At 58.4% G+C, this 19017-nt stretch carries 16 protein-coding genes and 2 pseudogenes; 6 read left to right on the top strand and 12 right to left on the bottom strand.

The features are described 5' to 3' along the window. Positions 1 to 59: 59 nt before the first annotated feature. Positions 60 to 1079, bottom strand: a complete 1020-nt coding sequence (locus tag ACZ89F_RS06895) for an Ldh family oxidoreductase (RefSeq protein ID WP_476091000.1) — start codon at positions 1077 to 1079, stop codon at positions 60 to 62. Then, positions 1076 to 3235, bottom strand: coding sequence for a N,N-dimethylformamidase beta subunit family domain-containing protein (locus ACZ89F_RS06890; protein ID WP_476090999.1), 2160 nt, complete (start codon positions 3233 to 3235; stop codon positions 1076 to 1078). The genes ACZ89F_RS06895 and ACZ89F_RS06890 overlap by 4 nt, the downstream gene beginning before the upstream one ends. 327 nt (positions 3236 to 3562) lie before the next feature. On the opposite strand from ACZ89F_RS06890, the gene ACZ89F_RS06885 reads away from it, so the two are divergent. From ACZ89F_RS06885 to ACZ89F_RS06860, 6 genes are all read left to right on the top strand, one after another. Further along, complete coding sequence (locus ACZ89F_RS06885) at positions 3563 to 4228, top strand: GntR family transcriptional regulator (protein WP_476090998.1); 666 nt, start codon at positions 3563 to 3565, stop codon at positions 4226 to 4228. 222 nt (positions 4229 to 4450) lie between these two features. Then, complete coding sequence (lhpH, locus tag ACZ89F_RS06880; RefSeq protein ID WP_476090997.1) at positions 4451 to 5458, top strand: trans-3-hydroxy-L-proline dehydratase; 1008 nt, start codon at positions 4451 to 4453, stop codon at positions 5456 to 5458. 72 nt (positions 5459 to 5530) lie between these two features. Continuing rightward, the gene (locus tag ACZ89F_RS06875) at positions 5531 to 6352 is read left to right on the top strand and encodes a transporter substrate-binding domain-containing protein (protein WP_476090996.1); all 822 of its coding nucleotides are present in this window, start codon (positions 5531 to 5533) and stop codon (positions 6350 to 6352) included. Between the two features lie 110 nt (positions 6353 to 6462). Further along, positions 6463 to 7125, top strand: coding sequence for an amino acid ABC transporter permease (locus ACZ89F_RS06870; protein ID WP_476090995.1), 663 nt, complete (start codon positions 6463 to 6465; stop codon positions 7123 to 7125). A 10-nt stretch (positions 7126 to 7135) separates the two neighbouring features. Then, positions 7136 to 7789, top strand: coding sequence for an amino acid ABC transporter permease (locus ACZ89F_RS06865; protein WP_476090994.1), 654 nt, complete (start codon positions 7136 to 7138; stop codon positions 7787 to 7789). After that, positions 7786 to 8508, top strand: coding sequence for an amino acid ABC transporter ATP-binding protein (locus ACZ89F_RS06860; RefSeq protein ID WP_476090993.1), 723 nt, complete (start codon positions 7786 to 7788; stop codon positions 8506 to 8508). The genes ACZ89F_RS06865 and ACZ89F_RS06860 overlap by 4 nt, the downstream gene beginning before the upstream one ends. 121 nt (positions 8509 to 8629) lie before the next feature. On the opposite strand, the gene ACZ89F_RS06855 is transcribed toward ACZ89F_RS06860, so the two are convergent. From ACZ89F_RS06855 to ACZ89F_RS06810, 10 genes and pseudogenes are all read right to left on the bottom strand, one after another. Next, the gene (locus ACZ89F_RS06855) at positions 8630 to 9628 is read right to left on the bottom strand and encodes a zinc-binding dehydrogenase (protein ID WP_476090992.1); all 999 of its coding nucleotides are present in this window, start codon (positions 9626 to 9628) and stop codon (positions 8630 to 8632) included. 35 nt (positions 9629 to 9663) lie between these two features. Next, on the bottom strand, positions 9664 to 10755 hold the full coding sequence (locus ACZ89F_RS06850) for an ABC transporter ATP-binding protein (RefSeq protein WP_476090991.1): 1092 nt from the start codon (positions 10753 to 10755) through the stop codon (positions 9664 to 9666). A gap of 37 nt (positions 10756 to 10792) precedes the next feature. Further along, a complete protein-coding gene (locus tag ACZ89F_RS06845) occupies positions 10793 to 11617 on the bottom strand; it encodes a carbohydrate ABC transporter permease (RefSeq protein ID WP_352809151.1) in 825 nt (274 codons plus the stop codon). A 13-nt stretch (positions 11618 to 11630) separates the two neighbouring features. Beyond that, complete coding sequence (locus ACZ89F_RS06840; protein ID WP_476090990.1) at positions 11631 to 12524, bottom strand: carbohydrate ABC transporter permease; 894 nt, start codon at positions 12522 to 12524, stop codon at positions 11631 to 11633. A gap of 72 nt (positions 12525 to 12596) precedes the next feature. Further along, positions 12597 to 14009, bottom strand: coding sequence for an extracellular solute-binding protein (locus ACZ89F_RS06835; RefSeq protein WP_476090989.1), 1413 nt, complete (start codon positions 14007 to 14009; stop codon positions 12597 to 12599). 122 nt (positions 14010 to 14131) lie between these two features. Next, the gene (locus ACZ89F_RS06830) at positions 14132 to 14647 is read right to left on the bottom strand and encodes a VOC family protein (RefSeq protein ID WP_476090988.1); all 516 of its coding nucleotides are present in this window, start codon (positions 14645 to 14647) and stop codon (positions 14132 to 14134) included. Positions 14648 to 14771: 124 nt separating this feature from the next. After that, positions 14772 to 16417, bottom strand: a pseudogene (locus ACZ89F_RS06825) (GMC family oxidoreductase). A gap of 146 nt (positions 16418 to 16563) precedes the next feature. Further along, positions 16564 to 16953: pseudogene (locus ACZ89F_RS06820) on the bottom strand (electron transfer flavoprotein subunit beta/FixA family protein); the annotation flags it as partial. Positions 16954 to 16985: 32 nt separating this feature from the next. Next, complete coding sequence (locus tag ACZ89F_RS06815) at positions 16986 to 17846, bottom strand: sugar phosphate isomerase/epimerase family protein (protein WP_476090987.1); 861 nt, start codon at positions 17844 to 17846, stop codon at positions 16986 to 16988. 9 nt (positions 17847 to 17855) lie between these two features. Next, complete coding sequence (locus tag ACZ89F_RS06810; protein WP_476090986.1) at positions 17856 to 19004, bottom strand: dihydrodipicolinate synthase family protein; 1149 nt, start codon at positions 19002 to 19004, stop codon at positions 17856 to 17858. Positions 19005 to 19017: the final 13 nt, after the last annotated feature.

Here is a 19017-nt window from a genome sequence, read left to right as displayed (position 1 = left end):
TGGTTCCAATGACGTTGGATGTGAATTCGATCGGGCGTTTCCGTAAGAAAACCGTCTCGTCAGGCAGCCAAGATTTTTAGTTGAACAAGGTTGTCCTTTGAGATCGGAATGCCGAAGCGTTCTGCGTTGAGGCGGCTTGCGTACCGTCGTTGACCTGGCAGCCGATCCTGGCCGGCGTCGATCAGTCGTGAGCATAGATGTGAAACGCGCTGAGCAAATCCGGCATTGCCGCCGCGCGTTGGGTCTATAACCAGAAGCAGCTGTCCAGCCTTCGGTGTCTGCGCGCCGACACAGTCGCCAAAGTCGTTTTCGAAGGACAGTTGACCGCCAGTCAACGCGCCGGCCATGAGCTCAACCATGAGCGCGATGGATGACCCCTTGTAGCCGCCGAAGGTGTTAAGCGCTCCGCCTGCCAGGATCGCATGAGGATCGGTGGAAGGCCTTCCGGCACTGTCTATCCCAGTCCCTGGCGGGAGCGGGCTGTTCGCAAGGGCATGAAGTCTGACCTCGCCATTGGCCATAACACTTGTCGCCTGGTCGACCACCAGTGGTTCGCCGTCTGCCACAGGCGTTGCGAAGGCAATGGGATTCGTTCCGTAAACGGGGATGTGGCCACCGTACGGCACAACATTGGCCAAACCGTTGACGAAGCTGAGCGCGAAGAAGCCTCCACGGGCAAACGGCTCGACATCGGGCCAGAGCGCGCTGAAATGGTGAGAGTTTCGGATTGCGACGACGGCTATGCCGGTGCTTTCCACCGCGATCTTGATCGCCTCCGCGCCTGCGGCCAGAGCTGGTTGAGCAAAGCCATTCCGCGCGTCGATACGAATGAAGGAAGGACTTGCCAGATCGACGTCGGGCTTTGCATTGCCGTCAACCCAGCCGGTCTTGAGTGATGCCAGATATCCAGGAATGCGGAATATGCCATGACTGATGGCGCCGTCTCGCTCACAGCCTGCGCAGTTTGTGGCGAGGATGTCGGCAGCGATGTTCGATGTTCCGTTGTTGAGAAAGATGTCCCGAAGCAGCGATTGGAGATCGTCGAAATTGATGTGCACATCGGCCAGTTGGTTGGTCATTGCGGCGCCTCAAGAAATTTCCGCAGGCAATTTTCGAGAAGGCGTGAAACGTTGTTCTCGTAGCCATTGTGCGAGAGACTGCCGCAAAAGGTGATCGAACCCACGGAGAACAGGCCTCCGCCATTGGCCGCCATCCCGTAAACAATGTTCGAGCGGATGCCGCCATAGGGTCGTGGACCGCCGTCGAAGACGCCTGGCAGCAGCAGTTCTTCAAATGTTGTTTCGAACGTCGGCCCATGGCCTTCGGACGCGGCAACAACGCGCACAAAATCCGGCGTCCCAAGATCCGCGGCGGCCTGGTCGATTTCAAATCCGGCAGCGCCACCACCGGACAGGCCGAAGTCGCCTATTTTCTCGTCGTCCGGGATGCCATCGAACAAGAATGCCAGGTCGGCTTCGAACGACTCTTTGGTGCGGACATAGTAGGTCCCTTCAAAGGCGCCTTCGGCGGCGAAGCCGACACCGGCGACCTTCTGTGGTGCTATGCCGTTGCGCCGCCACAACCCGCCATATTCGCCGTCAAGCTGATTGTAGTATTCCCCAGCCTGGCTGGCCCAAACTCTCATGCCGCCCTCCGCGCGGCGAATCTCAATCATGTGGGGCACATCCGGATTGCGACCGATCTTCCAGTAGAAGCCGTTGCCGCCGAGATACATCAGCTTGCCGCCTCCCTCCCTGTAGGAGATGAGTGCTTCAAGGGTCTCACGCGTTTGGTACTCGGGATGCGTTCCCGTCAGGACCACATCATAGGCGGACAGGGCGCTGGCCCCGTCGCGATCCAGGTCTTCGTCGGTCAAGACATCGAACCCGAAGCCTTTGACCCTCAGCCAGTCCGTCAGGTGGGAATCCGCGGAGAAATGGCGCATGCCCGAGCCATTTGCGTCGAAGTATGTGAGATAGTGCGGGCGCATCGTCATCATCGGCCGCAGCCGCGATGACAGGGTTACGCCCGATCCGTCTAGATGGCGATTGTAGGTGGAATAGCCATAGGCACCGACGACATCGGGATTGTGGGGGTAAGCGTTCCACTCCTTGACCCGCGCTTCGAGCGCGCCGGCAAAATTTCCGCGAGCGTGGTTCGCGTAGGCCATGTAGGTAAACGTTGGCGCCAGGAACAGAATTCTCTGCCTGGGCAGGTCCGGACTGCGAAGGACATAAAACGGAATGATGTCGCTGCCGATCCCATTGTCGATCGAGAGACCATAGACGCCTGAAGGCATGCCGGCCGGCACCTCAACTGCTATCGTCGTGTCCCACTTGCAGTCGCTCAGATCGTCGGAATGGAAAGTGATCGCGGCATAATCCTGTGGCGCAACCTTCCAATCCATGTTGTGCCCGGTCCAGCTTGATGACCGGACAGCGCGCATCGGCATGTTGACCAATGCAAGGCGCCGCGACCGATCGACGTCGTCCTCGATCCATTCGTCGCCGATGGCAGCCGCGAAGCTCCAACTGGCCAGAACGTCGCCGCAGGCATCGCTTATATCGGGTGCTTCAATCGAGCCGTTGAAGCAATCCTCGGGATGCCCGACCCAGGTAGCCGCGAAGCAAATATGGTCGACATCGCGAAGCACATTCAAAACATCGTTCGCCGCCACGGCCACCTCTGAATTGTCGTGGCCGCGAATGGCAGAGCTATAGGCGGAAATACCTTCCTCGCTGAAGGCGAGAGCGAGCTTGGTCCATTCGTTCAATCGCAGATCAAGCTTCAGGTCGATGGTTGTTTGAGGCTGCCGCAATGTCTTCAGAAAGAGAGTTCCGTCGACCAGAAGCAAAGCAAAGCCATTGGAAGCATCAGAATTCTGCAGCGAGAAAATAGTCTGGCTGAAGGCGACTGAGAGTTTGGGCTGGACGATAAGGCGGACGACCAGACCCTGAATTTCCGGACGTTCTGGGATGGGTCCGATGGCGCAGGAGCCCAAATGAGCACTTTGCTCAGCTGCCCGATACCGCCGTTCCAATCTAAAATCGACCCTCTCGCTCTTTGGCCCAGGGCCGGCCGGATTCGGGTCGCAACAGTTCAGCCTGAAGGCGCTTGCCGCGACATCCCGGTTACCCGCCGACGAGATCTTGAACTGGAGAATTTCCCCCGCTTTCGCACTGAGGGGCGTCACGTAGCCGATGACCGCCGGGAGAGGATGTTCGGTATTGAGCATGTCGTACCTTGCGAGAGACACCAAGCTCAGTGTTCGGCGAAGACGCGGACAACAGCTTGCAATGATGAAACGCATGCTCTAGATAACATGCTAGATAGCATATCGTATACGATACTCCATTTTGTCAACAGGAGTTTTGTCAGCCCAACGGTCACCCCGGTTGGAAACAGGCTACAGCACTGGACATCCAATGAACCCAGCACTATGCCGAATATTGTATACGTTTTGCGCTCCAGAAACCGGTGAACCGTTGCCGGGTGTGGAAGGCAAACACCAATGCTGCAACATGTTCTGCGACCGCTATCCCTTGCGGACCTGGAGACACCATTGCCCCTGAACCCTGCAGGTCTGCCATCTCTCGGCTCAGCGCCAACGGCCTCTGACCTCATCGCCAAGCACATACGGGAAGCCATCATCACCGGCGAGTTCGATGAGGGCGAACCCATTCGCCAGGACGACGTCGCGAAACTCTTCGATGTCAGCAAGATTCCGGTACGGGAAGCGCTCAAGCGCCTCGAAGCCGAAGGTCTGGTGGAATTCCAGCGCAACCGCGGCGCTGTCGTCAAAAGCGTTTCGGAGCCTGAGATCGCGCAGATATTCGAAGTAAGAGCCATGCTGGAGTCGAGCGCACTGAAATTGTCCGTGCCGCACATGACGGCAAAGACGTTCCGGCGGGCTGAAGAATATTGCGACGCGTTCGCACGCGAGACGAATGTGGCTCGATGGGCCGAGCTCAACTGGCAGTTTCACTCATGCCTGTACGAAGACGCCAACCGAACCTTCCTCATGAACCTCATTCGGTCTGTCAACGACCGGATTGAGCGCTATCTGCGCATCCAGCTCACGCTTTCGGGCGGAACTGGCGTTGACGACAGGGAACATCGCCAGATTCTGGCGGCGTGTCGCGATGGCGATGCCGATCGAGCCGCACAATTGCTGCATGACCACATTTCCAAGGCATGCGTGTCCCTGCTGGCAAATATTCGCAAATAGGCACTTTCGGGCGAAGCACTCGTCTCCGCGGCCGGAACGCCTGCGACGATTCCAAGCGGCAACTTTTCCCCTTGACACGCATCGTTTATCGTATACGATATTCTAAATGAGCGTTCTGAATGACACCTCGTTTATCTCAGAGCCTCCAACGGATGCTGAACGATGTTACCTGCCCGCTGCTCCGTTGCAGGACTGGCGAGAAATACCGTTTTGGGGAGTACGATGAAATACGAGAGGGCATTGAATACTGTCGAACTGCATACCTGTGGTGAGACGTTCCGACTTGTAACGCAGGGGCTCCCGAAAATTCCGGGCAAGACCATTGTGGAACGGGCCGCCTGGTTGAAGCAAAACGCCGATCATTACAGGCGCGCCGTGATGCTGGAGCCGCGCGGCCACAAGGACCTCTATGGTGGCTACCTGACCTCGCCTGTCAGCGCAGGAGCGGATTTCGGCATAATTTTCCTGAATAACACGGACTACAGCCCGCACTGCGGCCATGGCGTCATCGCGCTCGCAACCGCTGCGGTGGAGTTGGGCTGGATCGAGCGGATGTCCCCGGAGACCCGCGTCGGCATCGACGCTCCCTGTGGCTTCATCGAAGCCTTCGTCGAATGGGACGGCGAGAGGGTTGGGTCTGTTCGGTTTGTGAACGTGCCCTCATTCGTCTTCAAACGGGATGTCACCGTTGAGACGCCGACGTTCGGGCAGGTGACTGGAGACATTGCCTATGGCGGCGCGACATACTTCTACGTCGACGGGCGCCGGCACGACGTCGCCATCCGAGAGAAGGATCTGCAGAGAGTCATGCAGCTTGGCTACGAGATCAAGTCCGCCGTCAATGCTAAGATGCCCTTTGTTCACCCTGAAATTCCCGAGTTCAATGACGTCTACGGCGTCATGGTCTATGGCGCACCTCGTCACCAGGGATCAACCCAGGCAAATTGCTGTGTCTACGCTGATCGGGCAATCGACCGATCTCCGACAGGATCGGGCACAGCCGGCCGGCTTGCGCAACTGTATCTGCGTGGAGAGCTGTCCGCCGGAGAAACCCTGGTGAATGAGTCGATCATCGGGACAATCTTCAAAGGACGTGTTCTCAGCGAAACAAAGGTCGGAGAATTCGACGCTGTCATCCCCGAAGTGAGCGGGCGAGCCTCCATCTGCGGTTTCGCGAACTGGGTCATCGATGAGTCCGATCCGCTTACCTACGGATTTCTTGTACAGTAGTATCGTATACGATATCCTAGATACGATATTAAATTTGCAAACTTACAACCCAAAACAAAGAGAGGAACTGAAATGCGCATTTCTCCGTTCATATTCGCCGCCGCCCTGGCATCCGGGCTTGCAACTGCAGCGCATGCCGACCAGCTGGACGACATCATCTCGGCCGGCAAGCTGCGATGCGCGATCGAACTGGATTTCCCACCAAACGGGGCGCGCGACAAGGACAACAAGCCGATCGGCTTTGACGTCGATTACTGCAATGACCTGGCGAAGGCGCTTGGTGTGGAAGCCGAGATCGTCGACACGCCGGATCCGGATCGAATTCCGGCTATTCTTTCAGGGCGTGCTGACGTCGGCATTGCGGTTGCATCCGACACGCTTGCGCGGGCAAAAACGATCGGCTTCTCGATCCCCTATTTCGTCTTCAAGACCATCGTTCTGGTGCGGGAAGATTCCGGCATCAAAAGCCCTGCTGAGATCAAGGGGCATACCGTCGGAGGGCCGGCAGGCGCCTACGAGACGCTTGCTCTTGAATCGTCCGTCAAAGGGTTCAATGACGCAAACAGCAAGATGCTGACCTTCCAGTCTCAATCGGACACCTTCCTGGCGTTGAGCCAGAAGCAGATCGACGCGACCTACACGACGTCCACGATCGCGACGTCCATCATCCAGTCGGGCAAGTATCCAGGCCTGAAGATTGTCGGTGACGCTCCCGTCGATGCCGACTATTGCGCCATCCTCGTACAGCGCCAGGAGCAGGGGCTGCTCAACTATGTGAACCTGTTCCTGAACCGGCAGGTTCGCTCCGGTCGCTATGCCGAACTCTACAAGAAGTGGGTTGGGACAGAAGGCGGCCCGGCTCCCGATCTCACCGTTGCAGGCGTCTATCGGTAGCAGTTCACGGTCGTCCCGGATGCAGTCTTGCGATTGCGTCCGGGATGCTCGGCGACGACACGTCTTTGCTGATCCGAAGAACAGTATCCATCGCATGAAGGGATACTCGCATGGCATACACCTTCCAGTGGCGTCCCGTGCTCCACTCACTGCCAGAGATGCTGTGGGGGGCGTTGGTGACGCTCGAAATTGCTGCCCTGGCGATGGCAATTGGCACGAGTTTCGCCATTCTGCTGGCTCTCGCAAAAAGGTCGGGCGGAAAAACGCTCTCGGGCTTGGCCGACATATGGATCGAGACCGCGCGAAACACCCCTGCCTTGTTTCAAATCTACCTGATCTATTTCGGCCTGGGATCCTTTGGGCTGCGTGTCGACTCCTACTCCGCGCTCCTGCTGGGCATCACCTTCAACAATGCCGGCTATCTCGCCGAAACCTTCCGCGGCGGGTTTTCCGCTGTCCCTGAGACCCAGACACGTGCGGCACGTTCATTGGGATTGGGTCAGATTCGGACCATGTGGCACGTCGTCCTGCCGCAAATGCTGCGCGCGGTGTTCCACGCCATGACGAACCAGATGGTCTGGTCGATCCTGATGACATCGCTTGGGGTGGTAGTCGGCCTGACAAGTGACCTGACCGGCGTTACGCAACAATTGAACGTTGTGACCTACCGCACATTCGAATATTTCTTTGTCGCGGCTTGCCTGTACTATCTCATATCAAAAATATTCACCGTAGGTGCACGACTGCTTGCGTCACGCCTGTTCCGTTACTGAGGAGCTGCAAATGTTTTTTGGCGCCTCATTATCGTGGAGCGACATTCTCTTTATGTTGAATGGCGCTGTTACCACAATCGCCATCACCCTGGCCTCCGTGGCCATCGGCACTGGCCTTGGCGTGTTGTTCGGCCTTGCCAGGGCCGGTTCACCCTGGTGGGTCAGTTGGCCAATTGGCGGAATTCTGGACATCTTCCGGTCCATTCCGTTGCTCATCCAGCTGGTGCTGTTCAACTCGTTCAACAGCATGTTTCGTCTTCACTGGCCGACCTACCTGGTGGCCTGCCTTTGCCTGGGCATCTATGCCGCGGCGTTTTGCACCGAGATCGTCAGGAGTGGTGTAACGGCAGTCCCGACAACGACGAGGCGAGCGGCCCGATCGCTTGGTTTGACCTGGTTTCAGGAGGTCGTGGCAATCACCTTGCCCATGGCAACCAGGATCGTGTTTCCGAGCTGGATAGGTTTGGCGCTGGGGGTCATGAAAGACACCGCCCTCGTGCTCTGGATCGGCATCGTCGAGCTCCTGCGAAGCTCGCAGATTGTCACGACCAGAGTGCAGGAACCGCTCCTGATCCTGTCCATCGCCGGTGTGATCTATTTCCTGATGAGCTTCCCAATCGCGAGGCTCGGAGCACAGCTCGAGAAGAGATGGCGGATACAATGATAGAGATCGAAAACGTACATAAGCACTTCGGCACTCTGCACGTTCTCAGGGGTGTCAGCCTGGATGTGAAGAAGGGCGAAGTTCTATCGATGATTGGCGGATCAGGCTCCGGCAAATCGACCATGCTGATGTGCATCAACGGTCTCGAGGGCATCCAGAAGGGACGGATCAGCGTTGACGGCACCGACGTCCATGCGAAGAGCACAGATTTAAACAAGCTCCGCCGCAGGATCGGCATCGTCTTCCAGCAGTGGAACGCTTTCCCACACCTCACCGTCCTCGAAAACGTCATGCTCGCCCCCAGAAAGGTGTTGGGCAAGTCGAAGCAGGAAGCAGAGGCTATCGCCGTCAAGCAGCTTGGCCATGTCGGGCTCGGTGAAAAGCTTACGGCGTTTCCCTCACGTCTTTCTGGCGGACAGCAGCAGAGAATGGCAATCGCACGCGCGCTTGCCATGTCGCCTGACTACATGCTGTTCGACGAGGTGACCTCCGCTCTCGATCCGCAATTGGTCGGCGAGGTTCTGGACACTCTGCGTATGCTCTCGAAAGAAGGGATGACCATGATCGTGGTGACCCACGAAATGCGTTTCGCACGAGAGGTGTCGGATCGTGTCGCCTTCTTCTGCCAAGGGCAAATTCATGAACTCGGCACGCCCGCGCAGATTTTCGACAGCCCTCAAAAACCCGAGACGGCCGACTTCCTACGCTCGGTATTGTGACAGGACTGCCGGGAGCGCCTGGGTTCAGGTGCACGTCTGGCTGCACTCAATACCATTGCGTAATTGTGCCCCCGCTTTTTCCAATCACACCACTCTAGGAGATCGCAAACCAACTGGTCATTCACGTGGCATCGCTCCAATCGAGCACCACGAACGGCTCATCGATCTCTCCGTTGAGCAGCGCATGATAGACTGCGGACGGGTCACCAGGATTCAGGCTGCGCACCAAGCCATCGATCGGGACACGGCATTCCGACAACCATTTCAGCGCCTTGGCTAGACCGGTAAAGGTGCTGTGAGTGGCATTGTTGTAGCCCTCGTAAAGTTCCTCCCACACGAAGGTACGGGCGAGGATCGGAACTTCCCATTCCCACCCGCTGCGCAAAACGACGAAGTTGAAGAATACCGCATGAAGGATCTCGTGGGCCAGGATTGCTGTGTTCGCCTTCCACGGCACGCCGACCAACACGACCTCGCCGCGCTTGCGGACAATTTTGCAGCCGTCAAGTACCGCCTGTTCATGCCCCGAGCAATCGATGACCAATGCGACCGAACCCACATAGGCTGGATCGCCCACTGGCATCGCAGGAAGAGTGTTGACGATGCCTGATCGAACCGCTTGAGCCCGCCGTCTTTCGTTAGGCTCGACAAGGGTAACTTCATAGCCGGCGATTCGGCACTGGTGCGCCGCCAGATAACCCACAGGACCCGCACCACAGACGATGACCTTGTCGCCAGGTCGCGCGTTGGTCGTCATCAAGGTGGTCATCGACACCCCCATAAGACGAGCCACCACCGCTATTTCCGGCGCCATACCTTCAGGAAGCTTGATTGCGTATCTGGCGTCAAATTTCTGGGTCGACCGGTGGGCACCCATGCATAGCACTCTATCGCCTGACTTGATGCCGGAGACGGCCGAACCGATCTCCTCTGCCTCGAACACGGCGGCATAGCCGGGACGAACCGGGAAATCACCGCCATCAGCCCACGCAAGTTCAGTGCCGGGGCTCACAAGCGTCGCCAATGTTGGACCACGTACCTCGTTTGGCCCGATTGGAGCGTCGTCGTAATGCATGAGTTCGAACTTGCGCTTTCCGGTGAAGACGATCTCTCGCCCCATGGCGTCCTCCAGTGGATTCTGTAGTGGCCGCAAGATCAGGGCCGAATGGCCTGCCCGCTTTGCGTATCGAAGATGTGCAGTTTGTCGGGATCAAAGGCGATGCGGATATTTTCCTGGCCGGGCGCGGGCCTGGCCGAAGCAGGCACCTGTGCTACAAGTTCCTGGCCGCCAGCGTTGAGATTGAGCAGCGCCTCTGTGCCGAGATATTCGACGACCTCGATCGACGTGTCATACGAGCTCGCCGCCACGTCGCCACTTACCAACCGGATGTCCGATGGTCGTACGCCAACCGTCACCTGCTGCGCTGTTTTCAGGACGCGGCTCAGAGCGTCGGGGGCCGGGATCTGCAATGACCCGCAGGTAAGAACCGCCACTCCGCCAGCGGCTTCGACGACCCCCGGCATGAGGTTCATCGCTGGGCTGCCAATGAAACTGGCAACGAACAGATTGCGTGGCAGCGAGAAGACCTCCACCGGCGACCCGATCTGTTCGATGTGGCCATCCTTCATGATGACGATCTTGTCGGCCAGTGTCATCGCCTCGATCTGGTCATGGGTGACATAAAGGACCGTGGTGCCAAGCCGTTTGTGCAGCTTCGCGATCTCGACCCGGACCTGCGTGCGCAGCTTTGCGTCGAGGTTGGAAAGCGGCTCGTCGAATAGGAAAACCTTCGGCGTTCGCACCATGGCCCGCGCCATCGCGACGCGCTGTCGCTGGCCGCCTGAAAGTTGCGACGGTTTTCGCGCTAGGAGCGATTCGAGGCCGAGAATACGCGCAGCTTCGCTGATACGACCTTCCGCTTCAGTCGCGGAGAGTTTTTGAGGCTTTAGCGCGAACTCCATGTTCTGTCGGACAGTCATATGCGGGTAGAGCGCATAGTTCTGGAAGACCATCGCGATCTGCCGGTCCTTCGGCTGAATATCGTTTACCCGGCGGCCCGCGATCTCAAGTTCGCCACCCGAAATGTCCTCAAGTCCGGCGACCATCCGAAGGGTAGTGGTTTTGCCGCAGCCTGACGGGCCAAGCAGAACGACGAACTCGCCCTCCTCGACAGCCAAGTCGATACCGTGCACTACTTCGACCTGGCCATAGCGCTTGACCACATTTCGCAACGTCACCGACGACATTGACGTCCTCCTCTTGAATTGATTTCTGGGATCGCGCTCATCCCTTTACCGACCCCATGGTCAGGCCCTTCACAAGCCAACGCTGGCAGGTGAGCACAAAGATCACACCTGGAATCAGGACGACCAAAGATCCCGCCATGATGCGGCCCCACTGGACCGCATCGCTCGACCAGAAGGACATGACCGCCACCGTCACCGTCTGGGCTTTCGATCCCGTCAGCATCAACGCGAACAGGAACTCATTCCATGAGAAGATGAAACAGAACACCGCGGATACAGCGAGGCCGGGAGCCGTCAGCGGGAGGGTCACGTGAAGAAAGGTCGCGAACACGCCGTGACCGTCAACCTGGGCTGCCTCCTCCAGCACCTCCGGCACCTCGTCGAAAAACCCTTTCATCAGCCAGACAGTGAGCGGGATGTTGAAAGTCGAGTAGACGATTATGAGCGCCAGCGGCGTGTCGAGCAGGCCAAGCGACTGGAAGATGATGTAGTAGGGAACTACGACCGCGATGGGCGGAAACATGCGCATCGACAGGATCCAGAACGCTACATCGTTGATCCATTTGCTCTTGATGCGCGAGATCGCATAGGCGGCGAGCGTCCCAACCGTCAGGCTGAACGCGGTCGAACCAAGCGCCACGATCAGGCTGTTCAGGATTTGCAGGTGAAACGGCCGCATCGTGAAGAGGTCATAGTAGTTGTCGAGCGTCGGCGTGAAGATAAAGGCTGGCGGTCTGGAGAACATAAGCGCCGCCGGCTTCAGCGAGGACACCAGGATCAGATAGATCGGCGTCATGAAGATAATGAGCACAGCGCTGAGCAGCAGGTAGACGAGAAACTTTTCGCGAACACTCGATGTCATGGCGATTTCCCTCCTACCGAGCCTGGGTGGCCTGGCTGCGCTGCATCGACTTGAAAAAGAAAGTGATCAGTACAGTTATGATGATGAGCGACACGAAAGACGCAGCGGCCCCGACGCCCATGCGCCAGAAGGTGAAACTCTGCCGATAGATGTAGAGCGACATGACTTCGGTCGCGTCGCCCGGCCCACCTTTTGTCAACACGTAGATGATGTCGTAAATTTTGAAGGCGTCGATGGCACGCAGGAATAGCAAGCTTATAAGAACCGGCTTGAGCTGCGGTAATGTCAGGTAGCGGAACACATCCCAACGCGAATTGCCGTCTATGCGCGCGGCCTCATAAGGTTCCGGCGAAAGGCTCTGCAACGCGGCAGCGGTTCCCATCATGATGAAGGGCGTCCACTGCCAGATATCAGCTATCGCTATAGCGGTGAGCGCCCAGCGGGTGCTCGTAATCCAAGGTATGGGACCCAGGCCAACAAGACCGATGAAATAGTTGAGATAGCCAAGCTCGGGAAAATAGAGGAAGAGCCAGACCAACCCAACGATGACCGGCGAAATCATCATCGGAATAAGCAGCAGCGTCCTCACCAACGCCATGCCGGGCAACTTCTGGGTCACGAGCAGGGCAATCCCCACTCCAAGCACAAGCTGTACGGAAAGCGTCATCGCCATCAGCTTGAACGTCGTCAGCAGCGCATGGAAGAAAGCCTGTGAGCTCAGGATCTCGATATAGTTGGTAAGTCCGACAAAAATTCGCGGGATGAAGGGCTTGGAAAGGTCGTAATTCCGAAAGCTTAGCCACAATGCGTAGACCATCGGGTAGATGGTCGTAACGAACAGAATGAGGACAGCTGGTAAAAGAAATATCAGCGCGATGCTTTTGTTACGGCTGGCAGCGTGGCTCATGACGGCTCCTTCCTCCTCCCATTTGAAGGAGCCCGCCCTGACCGCGAAAAGGTCGGGGCGGGTAGATCAGAATTACTTCGCTAGAACTTCGGCCGGTACGTCCTGGATCCAGCGCAGACGCTGTTCCAGCGGAAAGATCGAGAGCCGCGAGTTGACGGCATTGCATGCGTTGGTAAGTGCCTCCAGAGCAGTCGGCGTTTCACCTGCCATGTACTTGCTCAGCTCCACGCCAAAGTTTTCTTCCATATCCTGATAGAAGGGATGGAAGATGCGGCGGCGAGCATTGACCTGACTGTCGAGAAGCACCTTGTAGTAGGGATACTTTTTCTGCAGCGCAGGGTCAGACAGGATCGACTTGCGGAACTGGCTGACGCCATTTCCCTCGTCAGCGAACCGCCTCATCAGCTTTTCGCTGGTTGCCCATTTGATGAACTCCCATGCGGCATCCTTTTCCTTGTCGGAGGACTTGGCGTTAATGGCGAAGCCAAGTGTGCCGGTATAGGTCGGCTGGGGACCAGCGTCAGATACGGGGCTTTCTGCAAAGCCCGCCTTGCCGATTGTAGCAAGCGTCGCTTCCTTGGGGTTCGTCAGGCGCACCGAACGCACGCTCCAATAGGCCGCCTCGGCAGCTTCGCCTCGCTCCATGAAGCCCGACTGAATGTCCCACATCAGACCGAGGTAGTCCGGCGGATTGAACGGAATGAGGGACTTCATGTACTCTGCTGCCTTGACATGCGCGTCACTCGTCATGGCGCACAGCCCAGTCTTTGGATCCCAGTAATCACCGCCGAACGAGCGCATGAATGGAAAGTAGTCGTGAGTGATAGCCCCCTGGACACGACTATAGGATTGGCTCGCACCATAGAGATCGAAATCGAGCGGCTTACCCCCGGCAAGCTCACCTTTCTTGCGTGTGAAGAATTCCGCAATATCGTGATATTGAGCCCATGTCTTGGCAGGCGCCAGATCATAGCCGTACTTCTTCTTGAAGTTGGCCTGCTCGTCAGCATTTTCGAGCAAATCCGCTCGATATTGCTGCATCCAGATCATGCCTGAAGCGGGGAAAGCGAGAAGCTTGCCCTGCCAGGTGTTTTCCTGCAGTTGGACTGGAATGATGTCATCCAGCCCGATCTCCTTGGCATCACGCTTGGCGCGGGCGGTCATATCCTCCAACGCCCCTGCTTCACCTAAAAGACCGACCCACGGGCTGTCGACCCAAAGCAGTTGATATGTCGGACTGCTCGAACTCGCCTCGACGACAATCTTGTCGATGAGGCCGGGATACGGGAGTTGATCGATATGGATTTTTATTCCCGTCTGCTTCTCGAATTCGCCGACGATTGGCGCGACACGGGTGACAGACGTATCCCCTATGCCAAGCATTTTCAGCTCGACGCCGGCGAAAGGTTTGTCATCGGCAAGGGCGCTTCCGCCTAAAAGCGTCGCCACGCTGGCTGCCCAGACCATTGTTTTCAATTGCATCATTAGCTTGATCCTCCATTGGCTTGCGTTGCAGAAAAAATCTTGCTGATACGCTTAAGCGTCGATCGAAAATTGGCCCTCCCAAACGCAAGCATCGAGAGAGAATGCCTTGTCCTGGTCTTCAGCTATTCGCTGATTGGAGACCACATTTTCGGACCGCCGCTCTCCTCGTACCCCATCGGGCCGGTCGTGCTCACCAGTTCAAGAAACTGGCCCCAAGGCGTCCGCAGATAGACCCATGTCAGGCCCTCCATGGGACCCGATGAAATCAGTGTCGGTCCCTCCAGGACGTCGACACCCGCGGCGCGCAAGCGATCGGCCGCAGCGACCGCGTCGTCGACGGCAAGAGCCAGATGAAACGCCCCGACCTCGCTGTTGCGTTTGATTTTGCCGGATTCGGCTTCGCCGCTATATTCGAAGAGTTCAAGATTGCCGCCATTCCCGCACCGAATGACCCGTTGATCCTTGATGCGGCAACCCGCGGGCACGCCGAGCCGGCGGACCATGAAGGTATCGTCGACATCGACGCCGCCGCACTCCATGATAGTCACCGCACCGAACATCGTCCGAAAGAAACGCACTGCCTCTTCCATATTGGGCACTGTCAGACCGACATGCTGTATGCCGTGAACCTTGATCATCGCTGCTCCCCTTCGTCTGCCATGCTTATTCGATTAAGCTATCTGAGGCAGCTCATTTGTAACTAATTAGTTATTTCATAGCGCCAGGTAGCTGTCAACCGACAAGACGCGATCGCGGGCTCTCTTAAGCTTCGGCGAAGCGTGGTCCGTCGTTCCGTTCCCAATCGAAGATTGTCGGAGCAAGCGCCGGTTTGCCGGCCACCATGTCGGAGGCCTTCTCGCCTATCATTATGGTAGGCGCGTTGGTGTTCGAGGAATTGATCAACGGCATGATGGAAGAGTCGCAGACGCGCAGCCCCTCCAGCCCATGCACCTTCAGGTCGGTGCCCACCACCGCCATCGAGTCATGCCCCATCTTGCAAGTTCCAACAGGGTGGTGGTCCGTCTTGGCCATGCGGCACGCGTAGCCGAGAAGCGCCTTCGGATCCTCGGCAACCGCAGCGCCCGGCAGCGCCTCGCGCCTGATAAACGGTTTCAACGCCGGCTGCGACATGATCTCGCGCGCCATCTCAAGGCCGCGCATAGACATCTCACGATCATACTGCTCGGCCCAGTAGTTCGGGTCGATTAACGGCATGGCTGCAGGATCGGCGCTCTTCAGTCGAACCGTTCCCCTGGAGCGTGGGCGCATGAACGCCGTGTTCAGTGTAACACCTGGGTTATCCAGACGGGCGATGCCCTTCTCTATCCCCGAGCCTTGCCCGAAATGAAACTGCATATCTGGCGAACGCGCATCAAGATCGGCGTACCAAAAGCCACCCGTCTCAAACAGCGATGAGACGACCGGCCCAGACTTGAAAAGCAGGTATTGCAGCCCGGCCATGAGCGTTCGGTGCGGCCGCTGCACGCTGTCATAGGAATGGTCGCCAGTGCATTCACAAAGCACGCAGATGTCGACATGATCCTGGAGGTTAGCCCCCACTCCTGGCAGATCGTGAACCACATCGATGCCAAGGGCCTTGATGTCGTCGGCCGGCCCGATGCCCGACAGCAGGAGGAGACGTGGTGAACCGATTGCGCCTGAGGTGATCAAGACCTCTCGCGCACATTCAATACGCTCGATCTTGCCATCTTGCGCCACGTAAACGCCGCGAGCGCGCCCCGCCTCAACCGCAACGCGGATCGCCTGCGCCCCGGTCATAACCGTGAGATTGGGCCGCGTTCGCGCCGGCGACAGAAAGGCTGTCGCCGCCGAGGAGCGACGCGCATTGCGCTGGGTCAACTGATAGTAGCCGATACCACGCTGCTGCCGGCCGTTAAAATCAGGATTGTAGGGAATACCCGCCTCCTGGGCGGCACGAATGAAAGCGTCGCAGATCGGCAGCGCACCACGCGGCATGGAGACGCCAAGCGGCCCCTCCGCGCCATGGAAATCATCGCAGAATCGCTCATTGCCTTCCGCGCGTTTGAAGTACGGAAGAATGTCCCTGTAGCCCCAGCCCTCGCAGCCGGCCATGCGTCGTAGTCAAGCGCGTTACCACGGGTATAGATCTGGGCGTTGATCGTTGAGCCGCCCCCGATCACCTTTGCTTGGGTATACCAGAGAACCCTGTCCTGCATGTGCCGCTGAGGCACCGTAGACCAGCCCCACGAGGCAACCCCTTTTGTCATCTTGGCGAAGCCCGCCGGCCAGTGGAAAAGATAATTGTCGTCGCCACCCCCGGCCTCAAGCAGCAGAACCGAGACGGACGGATCTTCCGTGAGGCGCGATGCAAGAACACACCCTGCCGACCCCGCCCCGGTGATGATGTAATCAAACGGTGCTGCCATAAGGGTTCCTCCTTCAAGTGACGGCCAGGTCGCGTCTTTGATTACAAGTAACTAACTGGTTATAACTAGTCGATCAATCTTGGATCGAACCAGCGTCGATCTGATTGCCGATGTTACGCGCTCAATTTAACGACAGACTCCCGGGCCATCACCGGCATCTTCAGTTTCACCGTCTGCAGGCCGCCGTCGACTTCGCGCGTCACTTTGGCCTTGTCGCCGTCGAGCACGATCTTGGAGGCGAAGGTGCCCTGCGCCCAGCCCAGCAGTGCCGCCAGCATCTGGCCGGTCTGGTTGGAATCGTGGTTGATCGCCTGCTTGCCGAGGATGACGAGGCGGGGCTGCGGGCCGATCGAGGCGACGATGATCTCTTCCGCCTTGCCGGCCTCCTTCAGCCGGATCGCCTCTCCGACCGCGATCTCGTCGAACGGGTTCATCGCCATCTTGACGTTGGCGAGTTTCACCGCCGAACCGTCAGCCTTCACGCGAACCTTCACATTCGCATCCGCAGTCCACTTCACGGGCACAAGGATCTTCATGGCTGCAACTCCACTCGCGATCGCTGCCGTTTTCAGCAAACTGTTCGAAAGCGCTCGACGCAGATATCGAGCACGTCGGCCGGATCGCGTTTCCACCAGTTCCCAGCGGAAAAGATTTCTACTTCGCAAAAGCTGCTGTAGCCGGCCGTCTCGACCGCGGCCCGGATCGCCTTTAGATCGGCAACGCCCTCGCCCATCATGCCCCGATCGACAAGAACGTCGCGCGTTTCGGCCAGCCAGTCGCACAGATGGTAGCCAAGGATGCGACCCGCGCCGACGCGTTTCAGTTCTGCGTCGAGCGTGGTATCCCACCAGACGTGGTAGACATCGACGGCCACGCCGACGTTGGCGTGCCCGATGGCATCGCAGAGATCGATCGCGTCGCGAATGGTCACCAGGCATGAGCGGTCGCCGCCGTAAACGGGATTGAGCGGCTCGAGCGCCAGTTTGACACTGCACTTCGCGGCATACGAGGCTGCTTCGGCGACGCGGTCGGCGACACGCTTCAGACTTTCCGATACGCCGAGCGTGCGTGGCTCGACACCGCCCGTCACGATGGTCAGGACCGGCGCTCCAAGGTCCGCCGCCATATCGATGGAGGCGCGAAATTCGTCCATGATCGCGGATCTTGTGGGCAGCGCCAAAGGACCGACGAGGAAAGGCGCCCGGCAGAGGCCGGCCACGGCTAGCCCCGCCGCACGGGCGCGATTGCCGATCTCGACACCGCGGCTGCCGATCTCCCGGCGCCAGAAGACGATGCCGCCGAAACCCCGCTCGGCGCAGGCATCGATGACCCGCTCGACCGGCCAACCGGCTCCATGCCCGTCGACATTGTGGCCGAGCGTGGCTGTGTTGAGGGCCAACGCGGAATGATCGTTCGAAAAATCGCGCATCGGTCTGTTTCAGGCGCCGTGGAGCGCCAGCAGCCGTTGCATGCGGTTGGCCGCCATGTCGGGGTCGCGCAACAGTCCGCAGCCATCGGCGAGCTTGAAGGCCTCCACGAAATAGGGCAGCGGGCGTTTCGCCTGCGCACCGCCCAACATGACGAAATGATCCTGGAAGCCGTTCAGCCAGGCGAGAAAGACCACACCCGTCTTGTAGTGTTGCGTCGGTGCCCGGAAGACCAACCGCGCCAGCGGCACGGTGGGGTCCAGCGTGTCACGGAACGCCTTGACATCGCCCTCTCCCAACCTTGCCACGGCATGGGCAGCCGCCGGCGCCAGCGGGTCGAAAATGCCGAGCAGCGCATGCGAAAAGCCGTGCTCGTCGCCGGCGATCAGTTCGGGATAGTTGAAATCATCGCCCGTATACATCTTGACGCCCACCGGCAGCCGGCGGCGCATCTGGATCTCCTTGTCCTTGTCGAGCAGCGAAATCTTGATGCCGTCCACCTTGCTTTCGTTCTCGGCGATGATGGCAAGCACCGTTTCCATCGCCTGTTCGAAGCTGTCGGTTCCCCAGTAGCCCGCAAGTGCCGGATCGAACATGTCGCCTAGCCAATGCAGGATCACCGGATTGTCGCATCGGCCAAGCACGTCGCGATAGACGGACAAATAGTCGTCCGGGCAGGAGGCGACCGCCACCAAAGCGCGGCTCGCCATCAGGATCAGCCGTCCGCCGAGCGCCTGTATCGCCTCGATCTGTTCGAAATAGGCACGCCGCACGTCGTCAAGCGAGCCCGCGCCGGCGGGATCGAGATGATCGGTACCGCAACCGTTGAACACCAGCGCTCCAGGAAGCTCCTGTCTCGTGCGGCGGATCAGTTCGAGCGCACCGGACCAATCGAGGCCCATGCCACGCTGTGCCGTGTCCATCGCCTCCGCGATGCCCAGGCCCATATCCGAGAGATAGCGCCGAAATGCCATGGTAGCGTCCCAGTCCACGGTGGCCGGCCCCATCGGATCATTGCCCGTGAATGGGTCGGCAACGACATGGGCGGCCGAAAAGACGACGCGAGCGGAACGCTCCGAAAGCCTGGCCACCGGAACGGTCTTTCCGCTCATGCGATAGTCGGAAAATACGCCCTTTGCATCGGGAAGCCTGATCATCATCGGGTCGTCTCCT

This window comes from Mesorhizobium sp. USDA 3734 (assembly GCF_056279665.1).
Note: the sequence above shows the minus strand (reverse complement) of the source record. Positions and strands in the feature narration are given on the sequence as shown.